The organism is Micromonospora sp. C28ISP2-4 (genome assembly GCF_030519385.1).
Lineage (GTDB): Bacteria > Actinomycetota > Actinomycetes > Mycobacteriales > Micromonosporaceae > Micromonospora > Micromonospora tulbaghiae.
Map to the genome: position 1 here is coordinate 777,725 of NZ_JAUMKG010000001.1, position 14,637 is coordinate 792,361.

The following is a 14,637-nucleotide window of genomic DNA, read 5'->3' on the forward strand; positions in this document are numbered from 1 at the left end:
GACCGTGCGGACCGGCCGCCGGGGAACGCCTCCCCGGCGGCCGGTCCGTTTTTGTTGTCCGGAACGCGGCGGCAACTGTCGAAATCCCGGCCCACTCAAGGCATGCTGCCTCTGGGAGGTCCACAGTGCGGGGGCACGGGCGGACGGGAGACTGTCGTGGAGAGCTTCAGGTGCGCCTCGTGCGGGCAGGACATCAAGCCCGCCGTCGTCTGCCCGCACTGCGGCGCGCACCAGCCCCAGTGGGCCGAGCACCTGGCCGACATCGAGCGCTCGATCGCCGAGATGAAGGCCCGCGACGCCGAGATCGCCCGGGAGCAGCGGCAGATCGCCGCCAAGATGCAGGCCGCCCTCTTCCAGCGGGACATACTGGCGCACGCGGGTGAGGAACGGATCCGGCAGGCCACCCGGCCGCGACGGGTCCTGCGCCGCCGGCCCGGCCGCCGCCCGCCCACCGCCGCGACCGGCGCGCCGCCCCGGGTGCCCCGCCAGGGCACCCCGCCGCCCGGCCCACCGGAGGACCTGCCCCCGTCGCCGCCGCGCGGTCGCCCGCGCTGGCTCGACGCGGACGACCCGGAGCACCCGCCCGAGGCGTCCTCGCGCGAGGTGCAGAACATCCCGCTCGGGCTGGGTGCGCTCCTGCTCGGCGTCGCCGCTGTGGTCTTCGCCGCGGTCGCCACCAGCTCGATGGACGCGCTGGCCCGCCTCGGCGTGCTGCTGGTGGCGACGGCGCTGATGCTGCTCGCCCCGCCGGTCCTGGCCCGGCGCGGGCTGACCTCCACCGCCGAGACCATCGCCGCTGTCGGGTTGCTGCTGGTGCCGCTGGCCGGGTACGCGCTCTGGGCCGTGGACCGGATCGGCGGCGGTTCCTCGGGCGCCGCGTTCGCCGGGACGATCTTCCTGGTCACCACGCTCGTCGCCCTCGGATACGCGTACGGGACCGGTCTGCGTGCGCCACGCTTCGCCACAGTGCTGGCCGCCCAGCCGGTGCTGCCCCTGCTCGCGTACGAGCGGATCACCGGGCCGGTCGGCTGGGCTCTGGTGCTCACCGTGGTGGCGGTGCTCGACCTGGCGCTCGCGCGTTCGGCGGTGGTACGCGAGCGCCCCGTCCGGCGTGACCTGCCCGCCACCGAGCCGCCCCCGCCCGTCCCGCAGCGGCAGCGCGCCGACGACGACCGGCCCGAGTCGGCGCCGGAGGAGGCCGCCGAGGTGCTGGGCGGTGAGCCGCCGCCGGGTCCGGCCGCCACCGCCACCGCCCGGCCGGTGCCCTGGCTGCCCGAGCTGACCTGGCTGCTGCACGGCGTGGCGGTCGCGTTCGCGCTGGCGTACGCGGTCACCGGGCTGCTGCGCGCCACCACAGTGCCGCCGGCCGCCGCCGCGGGCACGGTGCTGCTGCTCGCCGCCCTGGTCGCGCTGGCCGGGACGCTCGTGCTGCGCCGCCCGCCGCTGCCGGACGTGGGCGCGGGCATCCTCACGCTGGCGGTCATCGGCGCGCTCGGGCGGGTCGCCTCGGTGGCTCTGCCCGGCCGGTCCCTGCTGCTCATCTCCGCCGTCATCGCGCTGACCGGGCTCGCCGTCCGGGCCGTACCGGAGACGGCCCGGCGCGGTCCGCAGATCGCCTCCGCGGTGGCGCTCACTGTGAGCGGCCTGGTGGTGGCCGGTGGGGCGCTGCGTGCCGGACTGGCCCCGGTCCGGGCCGCGCTGCCGGCGTGGTCGGCGGACCTGAGCGGATGGCACGCCGAGCTGGCCCGGGCGGTCGGCCCGACCGGCTGGCAGCTCGCGGCCAGCGCGTTGCTGCTCACCGTCGCCGCCGTGATCGCGCTGCCGGCCGAGATCCGGCGCGAGTTCGCCGTGGCCGGGGCGGCGCTCACCGCGCTCGCCGTACCCGCCTCGCTCGGTCTGGGCTGGGCGGCGGCCTGCTGGCCGATGCTGCTGACCGCTGTCGCGGTCGGCGTGCTCGGCCTGACCGCACGCACGGAACGGGCCGCTGCAGCGCACGCGGTGACAGCGGCCGGGCTCGGCCTGATCGGTGCGGGCGCGGCGCTCGCTCGCCCGGCGCTCACCGCCGCCGCGCTGACGGTGCTGTTCCTGGCCGGGGCGCTGGTGTCCCTCGCCCCACGGGTCCGGCTCGCCGCCGCCGCGACGGAGACGGTCTGCGCCTGGGCCGCGGGTGGCGCGGCGTTCGCCCTGCCCGGCGCCGTCGCCGCGTTCGTGGCGGCCACGGTGCCGACGCCGCCGGTCGCCACGCCGGCGAACCTGCGCGAGATCACCGTGCCGATCCTCGCCGCGAGCTTCCTCGCGGTCTGCGTCACGCTCGGCTACGCCGCCCTGGTGCAGGTGGCGCAGCGGCATCTGAGCATGCCGCACGCGCTCGGTACGGTGCTCGGCGCGGTGGCGGTCGCCGCCGCCGCGTTCGGCGCGCCGGGCGCGACCTCGGCCGACGCCTGGGTGGGGAGTCTGCTCCTGGTCGCCGCCGCGCTGCTGGCACTCGCCCCGCGCATCGACGCCGGGCGTCGCGCCGACATGTCCCTCGACGGGTCCGACCTGGCGCTGGCCGCCACCACAGTGGCGCTCGTCGCCACGCTGGCCCGGATCGCCGCGATTCTCGCCCCCGGCGGCCAGCTCGTGGTGGCCTCGGCGCTGGTGCTGCTGGTCGCGGTCGCCGCCCGGGCGCTGCCCGAGGAGTGGCGGCGCGGCCCGATCCTCGGCATCGCCGCCGGTGGCACGCTGATCGGGTTGATCGCCGCCTGGAGCGCCTTGCGCGGCGGGCTCGGCGTCCTGGCCACCCCCGGCCCGATCTGGGCCGGTGACCTGACCGGCTGGCCGGCCGCGCCGACCGGCGGGTCGACCTGGCAGGCCCCGGTCGCGCTGGCGTTGCTGGCGGTGACAGCGGCCATTCTGCTGCCGCCGCCGTGGAAGTACGACGTGTCCGGCCTGGCCGCCGTGCTCGCCACGGTCGGCGCCCCGGCCGCGTTCGACCTGCCCTGGTGGTCCCCGGTGCTGGTGGGCTGCATGGTGGCAACCGTCTACGGCATGGCCGCCGCAGCGGCTGTCGATCCCCGGGCCGCGCTGTCCCGCGCCACTGTGGCCGGGGTGGTGGCGCTGCACGCGGCCGGGGCCGGGCTGGTGCGGCCCTGGACCACTGCGCTGGCGCTCGGCAGCATCGCGCTGATCGGCGCGACGGTGGCCGCCGTGGCCCGCACGCTCGCGTCGTCGCTCGTCGACGACATCCGCACCGAGGGCATGCCGCCGCACCTGGTGCAGGTGGGCGGCGCCGGTGCCGGAGCCGCGGTGCTCGCGCTGCCCGGCGCGGTGGCCGCGCTCGCAGTCGAGTACGGCCGCCCGCCCCAGGTGGTGCTCACCGCCGCGCTCGCCGCCGCCAGCATCGGTCTGGCCGCGATCGCGGCGGTACGCCGGCAGGTGCCGCAATACCTTCCGTACGCAAGCGTCGCCGTGGTCGGCGCGGCCACCGTCACCGCCGCCGCGGCGCTCGCGGTCGGCCTGCCGGCGGGCGTGTTCGCCGCCGCCGCCGCGCTGCTCGGTGTGCTCGCCGAACTGGTACGGGCCGCCACCGTCCCGCCCGCCGGTTCGGGCCGGCCGGTACGCCGCTGGACCGTGCTGCTCAACGGCGCGCTACGGCGTGCCCCGGACGATCCCGAGCTGCGCTGGCGGGTCAGCCCGGCCGCCGGTGCGCTCGCCGCTGCGGCGCTGCCCACCGCGCTGGCCCTGGCCACCCTGGCGCCCTCGCTCGTGGTGGCGTTGTTCTCGCCGTTCGCGGTGCTGAGCCGGGTGTGGCAGGGACCGCCACCGGAGTTGCTGACCCCGCCGCCGGAGGCGGTGAACCCCACACACGTGCTCACCGCGCTGCTGCTGACGGTGACCGCGGCGCTCGCCGCCACCGGGTTCAGCGGCGGGCGCCGGTCCCGGGCGGTGCCGGTGATCCTGCCCGGTGCGGCGATCACGCTGCTGATCACGCCGGTAGCGCTCGGCAAGGGCTGGCCGGTGACCGCGCTGGCCGCGCTCGCGGTCTTCACCATCTCGATGCTCGGGCTGGCGCTCACCCCGCCGCCGGCGATCGCCGAGCCGGGCCGGTCGATCCGGGTCGCCCGGGTGCTGGTCTTCGCGCTCGGGCTGGCCGCCGGTGGCGCCGGGCTCGCCGGCAGCCTCGCCACGAGCGACCTGACCGTGTTCACGCTCGGCGGGGCGGTCGGCGTGGGCGCGGTCGCCGCGCTGTTCGGCACCACCCAGCGGGCGCGCATCCTGGGCTGGTTGTTCGGCTCGGTGATGGCACAGCTGTTCGTGCTCACGATCGGCCTGAAGTCCGGGCTGGCGGCCGTCTGGTCCGCGTTCGGGGTGCTCGCGGTCGGCGCGGCGTTGCAGGTGTTCGCCGCCACGCTGCCCCGGCTGCGCCGTCCCGAGGCGTACCGGGAGGCGGCCACAGTCGAGTGGAGCGGCTACGGGGCGGCGCTCATCGCGCTGGCGCTGGCGTACGACTCGCCCCGGCACATCGCCGCGCTGCTGGCCGCCTGGGGCGCGGTCCTCGGGGTGGCGGCCAGCCGTCCGGGACGCCGGCCGATGGAACGCAACCTGCTGTTCTGGGCGGTGGTGGTCTGCGAGATCAGCGCCTGGTGGATCCTGATGCGGGTGGCCGACGTGGCGTTGCCGGAGGCGTACACGCTGCCGTTCGCCGCGCTCGCCCTGCTGGTCGGCGTCCTGCAACTGCGGCACCGGCCCGACCTGTCCAGCTGGGTGGCGTACGGGCCGGCGCTGGTCACCGCGTTCCTGCCCACGCTGGCGATTGTGATCGCCACCGACTCCAGCATGCTGCGTCAGGTGCTCCTGCTGCTCGGCGCCGTCGCGGTGCTGATCTTCGGCTCGACCAGCCGGCAGCAGGCGCCGGTGATCGTCGGCGCCACGGTGACCGCGATCGCGGCCGTGCACGCGTTGTTCAGCCTCGGCCCGTGGCTGGTGCTGATCCCGGTCGGCATCGTGCTGCTGGTGCTCGGTGCCAGCAACGAACGCCGCCGTCGCGCCCAGGAGCGCCTCCAGACCGCACTGCGCGGCATGCGGTAGGCCGTCCTGCCCGTGGCGGCGGCTGGCCCGGATCACGACCGCGTGACTGTGACTGGCCGGCCCAGCCGGCTCGCGTCCAGGTCCGCGGCACCCTGCGCGACCACCCCGACCCGGTCACTCTCAGTGTCGGCATGGCGCAGCAGGGGTGGCTCCCTCTGCCGACTTTGCTCTGCACCCATCGACGCGACAGTCACCGGGCGTGATGATCGTCATCGCCGAGCCGTTGGCGTCGAAATGCCGCGCCGCAGGTCGGAGCCGTGCTGCGCCGATGGCTGCAGAGCAAAGGAGGCGGAGGGCACAGACACCCGTCCGCCAGGTCGGTCACGCAGCGCAACCGACCGGGTTGAGCACACAGCGTGACGGGTGATCAGGTCAGGGAGGCGCGCAGCGCGGCTTCCTTCTCGGCGACCAGGTCCTCCAGGCTCGCCTGGTAGGCGGCCATCCTGTCGCGCAGGACCGGATCGGAGGCGCCCAGGATGCGTACCGCGAGCAGGCCCGCGTTGCGGGCGTTGCCGATCGACACGGTGGCGACCGGCACGCCGGCCGGCATCTGCACGATGGACAGCAGCGAGTCCATGCCGTCCAGGTACTTCAGCGGCACCGGCACGCCGATCACCGGCAGCGGGGTCACCGAGGCGACCATGCCGGGCAGGTGGGCCGCTCCGCCGGCGCCCGCGATGATCACCTGGACACCACGACCGGCGGCGGCCCGGCCGTACTCGATCATCTTGTCCGGGGTGCGGTGTGCGGAGACCACCCCCACCTCGTACGGCACGCCGAACTCGTCGAGCGCCTCGGCGGCGGCCTTCATGACCGGCCAGTCCGAGTCGCTGCCCATGATCAGCCCGACGGTGCTCATCACTGCCCCTCCTGGAGCCAGCGGGCGGCACGCGCGGCCCGGGCCCGTACGTCGTCGAGGTCGTTGCCGAGCACCGTGACGTGCCCGATCTTGCGGCCCGGACGGACCTGCTTGCCGTACAGGTGGACCTTGGCACCGGGCTCGGCGGCGAACAGGTGGTGCAGCCGCTCGTCGATGGACATGCCGCCCGGCTCGCCGCCCAGCACGTTCGCCATCACCACGACCGGCGCGGTCAGCGAGGTGTCACCCATCGGGTAGTCGAGCACCGCCCGCAGGTGCTGCTCGAACTGCGAGGTCCGGGCCCCCTCGATGGTCCAGTGCCCGGAGTTGTGCGGCCGCATCGCCAGCTCGTTGACGACGAGCCCGGACGGCGTGTCGAACAGCTCCACCGCGAGCAGGCCGACGACACCGAGCGCGGTGGCCAGGTCGATGGCGAGCTGCTGCGCGGCGACGGCCTGCTCCTCCGGCAGGTCGGGCGCGGGCGCGAGCACCTCGACGCAGATGCCGTCGCGCTGCACCGTCTCCACCACCGGGTACGCGGCGACCTGCCCGAACGGCGAGCGGGCCACCTGCACGGCCAGCTCCCGGCGCAGCGCCACCCGCTCCTCGACCAGCAGCGGGGTGCCGCCGGCGAGCAGCGTGGCGGCCAGCTCGCCGGCCTGGCCGGCGTCGTCGACCATCCAGACGCCGCGCCCGTCGTAGCCGCCCCGGGCGGCCTTGAGCACCACCGGCCAGCCGATCTCCTCGCCGAACGCGATCAGGTCGGCCGGGGACTCCACCGGACGCCAGGCCGGGTTCGGCGCACCCAGCTCGCCGAGCCGTTCCCGCATCACCCGCTTGTCCTGCGCGTGCACCAGCGCCTCGGCCGGCGGGAACAGCTTCACGCCCTCGTCGGTCAGGGCGCGGATGTGCTCGTTGGGGACGTGCTCGTGGTCGAAGGTGACCACGTCGCAGCCCTTGGCGAAGGTACGCAGCGCGGCCAGGTCGGTGTGGTCGCCGTACTGGACGTCGGCGGCGACCAGCGCGGCACCGTCGTCCGGGGCTTGCGCCAGCACGCGCAGCGACTGGCCGAGAGCGATGGCGGCCTGGTGGGTCATCCGGGCGAGCTGGCCGCCACCCACCATGCCCACGACGGGGAGACCGGTACGGGAGTCCATAGCGCCGCCAGCCTATAAGGGCCGGTGCGGGGCCGGATCGTGAGGGCGGCCCGGCCCGCTCCGCTCAGCCGAGCTGCTCGACCAGCTCCTCGACGGTGGTCACCGGCCGCTGGCAGACGAAGCCCCGGCAGACGTACGCGGCGGGCCGCCCGTCCACGAACGGCCGCCCGGCCAGCAGCGGCACGCCGGGCTGGTCCGGGGCGCCGGCCACCACCACGGCGCCGGGCGGGGCGTGCCGCCGGGCGGCGGCCACCAGCGGGTCGCCCTCCGGGTCACCGGTCGCCACCGCGATCTCGTACGGCCCGGACAGCAGCGCCTCGCCGACCGTGGCCGCGTACCCGGTGAACCTGGCGTGCCGGTCGACGATCGGCGCGACTGTCGACAGCGTCTTCTCGGCCGCCTCCCGGTAGCGGGTCTCCCCGGTCAGCGCCGCGTACGCCACGAGCGCCGCGACGATCGCCGACCGGCCCGACGGGGTCGCGTTGTCGGTCGGGTCGGCGGGCCGGGTGACCAGGCGTTCGGCGTCGTCGGCGGTGTCGTAGAAGGCGCCGTCCGGGCCGGCGAACCGGGCCAGCGCCACGTCGAGCAGCTCACCGGCCAGCGTCAGCCAGCGCCCCTCGCCGGTGAGCTGATGCAGTGCGCAGAACGCCTCGGCGACGCACCCGTAGTCCTCCAGCACCCCGGCCGGCTCACCCACGATCTTGTCCCGCGACACCCGGCGCAGCCGGCCGTCCACGAGATGCACGGCGGCCAGGTGCTCGGCGGCGTCCCGCATCGCGCCGTCGGAGACGATCAGCACGCCGTCCATCAGGTTCGCGTCCTCGTCGTCGGGCGACACGAGGAGCGCGGCGACCTGCTGGAACTCCGCGATGGCGGTGATGGCGAGCCCGTTCCAGGCGGCCACCACCTTGTCGTCGCGGGCCGGCTGAGGGCGGGTGTCGCGGGCGGCCAGCAGCCGGCCCACCACGTCCTGCCAGCGGGCCCGCACCTCCGGATCGGCGTCGTCGACGTCCCGGGCCAGCCGCAGCACGCTGGTGCCGTGCTCGAACGTGCCGTCGGCGGTGACCTCGAACAGGTCCGCGGCGAACCGGCCGTCGTCCTCACCCAGCACCTCGACGAGCTGGTCGGGCGTCCAGACGTAGGTGAGCCCCTCGACGCCCTCGGTGTCCGCGTCGAGCGCCGAGGCGAAGCCCTCACCGGCGCGGTGCAGCTCGTCGGCGAGGAACCGGGCGGTGTCCCGGGCCACCCGGCGGGCCAGCCGGTCGCCGGTGAGCCGCCAGAGCTGGGTGTAGACCCGCAGCAGCAGCGCGTTGTCGTAGAGCATCTTCTCGAAGTGCGGCACGGTCCAGTGGCCGTCCACCGAATAGCGGGCGAAGCCGCCGGCGAGCTGGTCGTTGAGGCCGCCGCGAGCCATCGCCTCGCAGGTGTGCCGGACGATCTCCAGGCTGCGCGCCGAGCCGGTGCGCTGGTGGTGCCGGAGCAGGAACAGCAGGTTCATGTGCGGCGGGAACTTCGGCGCGCCGCCGAAACCGCCGTTCGTCTCGTCGTACTCCTTGGCGAGCTGGCTCGCGGCGGCGTCGAGCAGGTCGGCGGTGAGCGGGGCGGTGACGCCGCCGACTGCCTGCGCGCCGCCGATCGCCTCGACCACGGCGGCGCCCTGCTGCAGCACCGCCTCGCGCTGGTCGCGCCAGGCGGTGGCGACCGAGCCGAGCAGGCGGATGAAGTTGGCGCGGGGGAAGTACGTGCCGCAGAAGAACGGGGTGCCGTCCGGCGTGGCGAACACGGTCATCGGCCAGCCGCCCTGCCCGGTCATCGCCTGGGTGGCGGTCATGTAGACCGCGTCGACGTCGGGGCGCTCCTCGCGGTCGACCTTCACGCAGACGAAGTCGTCGTTCATCAGCCCGGCCACTGCCTCGTTCTCGAACGACTCGTGGGCCATCACGTGGCACCAGTGGCAGGCCGCGTAGCCGACCGAGATCAGCACCGGCACGTCGCGCCGCTTCGCCTCGGCGAACGCCTCCTCGCACCAGGGCCACCAGTCGACCGGGTTGTCGGCGTGCTGGAGCAGATAGGGCGAGGTGGCCTTCGCGAGTCGGTTCACCACCCGACCCTATCCACAGTCGTCCGACACCGCCGCCGTTGCGGCAGGGGTCAGGAGGCGCCGTCGGCGCGCAGCGGGAAGACGTTGCCCCGGGCGGCGTCGCGCAGCGACCCGAGCACCGCGGCGATCTTGTCGGCCGGCATCGGCTTGAAGAAGTGGTAGCCCTGGGCGGCGGTGCAGCCCAGCTCGGCCAGCGCGGTGCGCTGCTCGGCGGTCTCGACGCCCTCGGCCACCACCCGCAGGCCCAGTTCGTGGGCCAGCCCGACGGTGGTGCGGACGATCGCCGCGGCCTCCGGTGAGTCGGCCATCCGGAGCACGAACGAGCGGTCCACCTTCAACTCGTCGACAGCGATCCGGGTGAGGAACGTCAGCGACGAGAACCCGGTGCCGAAGTCGTCCACCGCGAGCTGCACGCCCATGCCGCGAAGCGTGGCCAGCACCTCGTCGATGACCTCCAGCTCGCTCATCACCACCGTCTCGGTGATCTCCAGGACCAGCCGGTGCGGCAGCACCTGGTGGCGGCGCAGCGCCTCCTCGATCTCGGCGGGCAGCCGCGGGTCGAGCAGGCTGCGCGCGGACAGGTTCACCGAGATCGGCACGTCCAGTCCGTCCCGCGCCCATCCCGAGGCGACCGCCAGCGCCTTGTCCAGCACGTAGCGGGTGAAGGTGCCGAGCTGCTCGCTGTTCTCCACCGGGCGGATGAAGTCGGCCGGGCCGAGCCAGCCCCGGCGCGGATGCCGCCACCGGATCAGCGCCTCCACCCCGGTCGGCGCGCCCGTCGCCAGGTCCACCGCCGGCTGCAACGCCAGCACCAGCTGGTCGTCGGCGGCCAGGGCCTCCCGCATCTCCGCGAGCAACGCCAGGTGGTCGGTGCTCGCCGCGTCGCGGGAGCTGTCGTACGCGGCGACGCTGCCGCCGCCCTCCTTCGCCTGGTACATGGCGATGTCGGCGCGCCGCAGCAGCTCGGTCAGGTCCGCCGCTCCCGCGTCGGCGACCACCACGCCCACCGCCACCTCGACGGACATCCGCACCCCGGCCACCTCGGTCGGTGCGGCGAGGCGCTCGGCGACCTCCCGGGCCTGGCGCAGCGCGTACGCCAGCGGGGCCGTGCGGTCCTCGACCAGCGGAACCGAGGTCAGCAGCAGGGCGAACTCGTCGCCGCCCAGGCGCCCGAGCAGGTCACCCGGCCGGGTCAGCGCGGCGAGGCGGTTGGAGGTGAGCCGCAGCAACTGGTCGCCCGCCGAGTGCCCGAGCGTGTCGTTGACCTCCTTGAACTGGTTCACGTCGAGCAGCAGCAGGGCCACCGGGTGGTCGTGCGCGCGCTGCCGCAGCGCCTGGTCCCCCTTGGCCAGCAGCGCCGCCCGGTTCAGCAGTCCGGTGAGCTGGTCGTGCACCGCGTCGTACGACGAGCGGGCGGTTACCAGACGAAGCTCCCGGTGCGTGGCGGCGTCGTGCAGGGCGGCGGCCAGGGCGTCGCCGAAGGCCGCCACGCCGTCGCGTTCCCGGGCGCTCGGCGGGGCGGACCGGGCGAACCGCACCCGCAGGTAACCGACCTCGGCCGATCCCACCGCGAGGCGCCGCACCAGTTCGTGTTCCCCCGAGTCGGCGCCGGCGGACGGCTCCACCTCCCGGTCACGTACCTGCCCGCCGCGGTCGGCCCGGTAGCGGCGCCAGCGGCCCTCACCCCGGGCCACGTCGACCTCGACCAGTTCGGCGCCGAACAGGGTGAGCGCACCGGTCACCGCGGCGGTCGCCACACCGCGCTCGTCGAGCTGGTTGAGCGCGGCGGTGGCCTCGGCGAACGCCCGCCAGGTGCGCCGCTCCTGGTCGGCGCGGAGCCGGTGGCGGTAGGTCTGCTGGAGCAGCCAGAGCGGTGGCGGCAGGAGCAGCAGCCAGCGCGCGTCGAGTTCGAGCAGCGCGACGACCACCAGGCCGACCGCCACGTTGCCGACGAACATGAGCAGCTTGCCGCGTAGCGCGGCGAGCAGCGGCGGCCCGATCGCGATGCCGTGCCGCAGGGCGAGCGTGACGGCGCCCAGGAAGGCGGTGGTCAGCAGGTACGCGACCGCGGCGGCGGTGAGCGTGAGCGCCAGCTCCGGGGTGGGCTCGGCGAGCAGCGGCGGGCCGAGAGCGGTGGCGACGGCCGCGGCGAGCGCGGTGGCGGCGGTGAGCGTACCGGCGATCCCGGCCAGTTCCAGTGCCGGACGGCGGTCGGAGACCACTGACATCACGGTCCAGGCGGCGCCGACGCCCAGCAGGGCGGCGGCCGGGAGCCAGCCGGCCGGCACCAGCCAGAGGCAGACCACGAGCGCGGCCTCGCCCCAGGTGATGCTCACCATGCCCGATGCGCTGCGGAACCGCAGCCGGGCGAGCTGGGCCACCGCGAACGCGGCGGCGGCGATGCCGAAGCGCGCCGCACCGGGCAGCGTGTGGTCGGCCGGCAGGTGCGACGGGACGGTGAGGCCGAGCGCGGCGGCGAGCAGACCGGTCAACGCGACCGCGACGGTGAACAGGAGGACGCCCACCGGTGTCCCGCGCAGGCCGATCCGGTCGGGGGAACGGTCGGCCGGCTCGGTGGTCACGGGGCCGCCCCGTCAACGGGTCGGACCGGGGCATGGTCGGGGGCCGGTGCTGTCTTCGACATCGGCGTCCCCCTTCCGCGCAGGGCCCGGGGCCTGACGGTCCCCCCGGCGGAAGGCTAAGCCAAAGCCGGTGGTCGCAACAGGGGGCGACCACCGGCTTCGGCGTGATTCACGCGGTGTTCAGCTGTTCCGGTGCTGCTGGGAGCCGTTGGGCGCGTTCGTCGGTGAATCCTGCTCGACGAGCCCGTCTGTCGGATCGGCGACTGCGGAATCGACCCGGCCCGCGGCGCCCTGTTGCGGGAAGCGGTCGGGCAGCCGGCGCAGCCGGGCGTTCATGTTGCGGATCAGCAGGACGGTGACGGTGGCCAGCGCGACGATGAGGAAGAGGCCCATCGGACCGGCCAGACCACCCGTACGGGTGTCACCGAAGTTGTTCTGCGCGAGCACCTCGACGGCGGTCAGCATGGTGTTCCTCCGATGTGCGACTGGGCACCAGGGTAGACCCCGGCCGGGTCAGTGGGCACGGCACGCCTCACGTACGCCCGCGAACAGGTCGGACTCGGGCAGCGGGCTGTCGACCAGCGAGCGGGCGAGTTGGAAGTCCTCCGTCGGCCAGGCGCGCTTCTGCAGCTCCATCGGCACCTGGAACCAGAAACCGTCCGGGTCGATCTGGGTGGCGTGCGCGCGCAGCGCGTCGTCGCGGACCGGGAAGTAGTCGGCGCACTCGACCCGGGTGGTGATCCGGGCGCCCTTGTCGGGGCGCTCGTCCCAGCGCTTCATCCAATCGCCGTACGGCGACTCGAGGCCGGCGGCGAGCACCGCCTCGTGCAGGCTCATGATCTTGGCGCGGGAGAAGCCCACGTCGTAGTAGAGCTTCAGCGGCTGCCACGGCTCGCCCAGCTCGGGGTGGCGCTCCGGGTCACCGGCCGCGTCGAACGCCGCCACGGTGATCTTGTGGGTCATGATGTGGTCGGGGTGCGGGTAGCCGCCCTCCTCGTCGTACGTGGTGACGACGTGCGGGCGGAACTGCCGCATCAGGCGCACCAGCGGCGCGGCGGCGACGTCCACGTCCTGCAGGGCGAAGCAGCCCTCGGGCAGCGGCGGCAGCGGGTCGCCCTCGGGCAGCCCGGAGTCGACGAAACCGAGCCACGCCTGCTCGACGCCGAGGATGGCCCGGGCGGCGTCCATCTCGGCCCGCCGGATGTCACCGATGTTCGCCCAGACGTCGGGGCGGTCCATCTTGGGGTTGAGCACACTGCCCCGCTCGCCACCGGTGGCGGTGACGACCAGGACGTCCACCCCCTCGGCGACGTATTTCGCCATGGTGGCGGCGCCCTTGCTCGACTCGTCGTCGGGATGGGCGTGCACCGCCATGAGACGCAGCTGTTCTGCCACCTTCGGCGCTCCTCGTCTGTGCCCGCCGACCGACCCCGGGCCGACCGGCTGACCTGCCGGAATCTCCCCCCGCGCCCGCGAAAGCCCCCGTGACGGCCGGTCGGGGGCCGCCACCGGAGTGGCCAGGGCCACGCCCGTCGGTCCAGGCCGACCTGCCATCCTTGACTCAGCGCCGGGCTGGGAAGATGGACCTAGCCATTCTTGCCGATGCCGCCGACAACAACGCCAGGAGATACCCGCCGGTGAGCGAGACGCACGCCACAGTCGCCGCCGAGGCACCGGTCTTCCCGCCGGGCCGCTACGGCCGCCGCCGGGAGCCGGGACGCCGCCGGCCGGTCCTGCTCGCCCTCACGGTGACGGTCCTGCTCGCCGTCCTCGGGCTGGGCGCGGCGAAGCTCTACTACCAGTACGGCGACCCGCAGTACCAGGGCGAGATGATCAGCTACACCGACATCACCGACTCCCGGGTGGTGGTCGACTTCCGGGTCACCGTGCCGCCGGGCGGCTCCGCCACCTGCCTGCTGCGGGCCCGCTCCCACGACGGGGCCCAGGTGGGCAGCGCCGAGACCACCGTGACCGCGGAACCCGGCCAGCGCCACATCCGCACCCGGCAGGAGGTGCCCACGAGCGCCCGGCCGTTCATCGGCGAGGTCCTGCGCTGCCGGCCCGCCGGCTGAGCCGGACCGCCGGCGAGTCGCCGGCCATCGCATCCCGGCCCGCCACCGGCACCCGGGGTGATTGATCACACCTCGACGCGACCCGCACTGGTAGCCTTGCAAGTTCACCTGTCAGCCAGTCCGCACCAATCGAGGAGACCGCCTGTGTCCACAAATGGAAACGAGGCGCCCGCCACCTGGCTGTCCCAGGACGCCTACGACCGTCTGCAGGCCGAGCTCGACGAGCTGATCGCCAACCGGCCGGTCATCGCCGCCGAGATCAACGCCCGGCGCGAGGAGGGCGACCTGCGGGAGAACGGGGGCTACCACGCCGCCCGTGAGGAGCAGGGCAAGGCCGAGGGCCGCATTCTCTACCTCAAGGAGCTGCTGCGCACCGCCAAGGTCGGTGAGGCGCCGGATGCTGACGCGGTGTCGCCGGGCATGGTTGTGAAGATCTACTTCGACGACGACGCCGACGACAGCGAGACCTTCCTGCTCGGCTCCCGGGAGATCGCCTCCACCACCGACCTCACGGTCTACAGCCCCGAGTCCGCGCTCGGCAAGGCGATCCTCGGTGGCAAGGCGGGGCAGACCTGCACCTACACCGCGCCGAGCGGCGCCGATATCAAGGTGACCATCGTCTCCTTCGAGCCGTACAGCGGCTGACCCCTTCCGGACCCGCGCCGGATGGCTCGGGTCCCGGACCCGACCGAGGCTGACAGGCCCTCCTCGGACCCGAGCCACACCCCGAACGCCCCGACCGGATCATCCGGCCGGGGCGTTCGCGTTCCGTCCTGGCGTTCCCGTTCCGCTCGGG

Annotated in this window: 9 protein-coding genes; 3 read left to right on the forward strand and 6 right to left on the reverse strand. The window is 74.6% G+C overall.

Going from position 1 to position 14,637, the window contains the following annotated elements:
• The first annotated feature begins 156 nt into the window (after positions 1 to 156).
• Positions 157 to 5,070 (forward strand): SCO7613 C-terminal domain-containing membrane protein, encoded by a 4,914-nt coding sequence (locus tag Q3W68_RS03625; protein WP_302904081.1) that lies wholly within the window; start codon positions 157 to 159, stop codon positions 5,068 to 5,070.
• A gap of 367 nt (positions 5,071 to 5,437) precedes the next feature.
• Here Q3W68_RS03625 and purE read toward each other — a convergent pair whose 3' ends face one another.
• The 6 genes from purE to mca form a co-directional block, all read right to left on the reverse strand.
• Positions 5,438 to 5,929: a 5-(carboxyamino)imidazole ribonucleotide mutase gene (gene purE / locus Q3W68_RS03630; protein ID WP_302904082.1), complete on the reverse strand. Its 492-nt coding sequence runs from the start codon at positions 5,927 to 5,929 to the stop codon at positions 5,438 to 5,440.
• On the reverse strand, positions 5,929 to 7,086 hold the full coding sequence (locus Q3W68_RS03635) for a 5-(carboxyamino)imidazole ribonucleotide synthase (RefSeq protein WP_302904083.1): 1,158 nt from the start codon (positions 7,084 to 7,086) through the stop codon (positions 5,929 to 5,931). The genes purE and Q3W68_RS03635 overlap by 1 nt, the downstream gene beginning before the upstream one ends.
• 64 nt (positions 7,087 to 7,150) lie before the next feature.
• Positions 7,151 to 9,187 carry a thioredoxin domain-containing protein gene (locus Q3W68_RS03640; protein WP_302904084.1) on the reverse strand — a complete coding sequence of 679 codons (2,037 nt, stop codon included), beginning with the start codon at positions 9,185 to 9,187 and terminating at the stop codon, positions 7,151 to 7,153.
• 50 nt (positions 9,188 to 9,237) lie between these two features.
• Complete coding sequence (locus tag Q3W68_RS03645; RefSeq protein ID WP_302904945.1) at positions 9,238 to 11,733, reverse strand: bifunctional diguanylate cyclase/phosphodiesterase; 2,496 nt, start codon at positions 11,731 to 11,733, stop codon at positions 9,238 to 9,240.
• A gap of 216 nt (positions 11,734 to 11,949) precedes the next feature.
• Positions 11,950 to 12,234, reverse strand: a complete 285-nt coding sequence (locus Q3W68_RS03650; RefSeq protein ID WP_302904085.1) for a hypothetical protein — start codon at positions 12,232 to 12,234, stop codon at positions 11,950 to 11,952.
• 48 nt (positions 12,235 to 12,282) lie between these two features.
• Complete coding sequence (gene mca, locus Q3W68_RS03655; RefSeq protein WP_302904086.1) at positions 12,283 to 13,164, reverse strand: mycothiol conjugate amidase Mca; 882 nt, start codon at positions 13,162 to 13,164, stop codon at positions 12,283 to 12,285.
• Positions 13,165 to 13,406: 242 nt separating this feature from the next.
• Here mca and Q3W68_RS03660 point away from each other — a divergent pair, with 242 nt between their 5' ends.
• Together Q3W68_RS03660 and greA are read left to right on the forward strand one after the other, a co-directional pair.
• Positions 13,407 to 13,841 carry a DUF4307 domain-containing protein gene (locus tag Q3W68_RS03660; protein ID WP_302904087.1) on the forward strand — a complete coding sequence of 145 codons (435 nt, stop codon included), beginning with the start codon at positions 13,407 to 13,409 and terminating at the stop codon, positions 13,839 to 13,841.
• Positions 13,842 to 13,985: 144 nt separating this feature from the next.
• On the forward strand, positions 13,986 to 14,486 hold the full coding sequence (gene greA, locus Q3W68_RS03665) for a transcription elongation factor GreA (protein WP_018787521.1): 501 nt from the start codon (positions 13,986 to 13,988) through the stop codon (positions 14,484 to 14,486).
• Positions 14,487 to 14,637 lie beyond the last annotated feature (151 nt).

Excerpts from the sequence above, each read along its gene's own strand:
- Q3W68_RS03650 (WP_302904085.1), bottom strand. The coding sequence starts at position 12,234 with ATGCTGACCGCCGTCGAGGTGCTCGCGCAGAACAACTTCGGTGACACC.
- purE (WP_302904082.1), bottom strand. The coding sequence starts at position 5,929 with ATGAGCACCGTCGGGCTGATCATGGGCAGCGACTCGGACTGGCCGGTC.
- Q3W68_RS03635 (WP_302904083.1), bottom strand. The coding sequence starts at position 7,086 with ATGGACTCCCGTACCGGTCTCCCCGTCGTGGGCATGGTGGGTGGCGGC.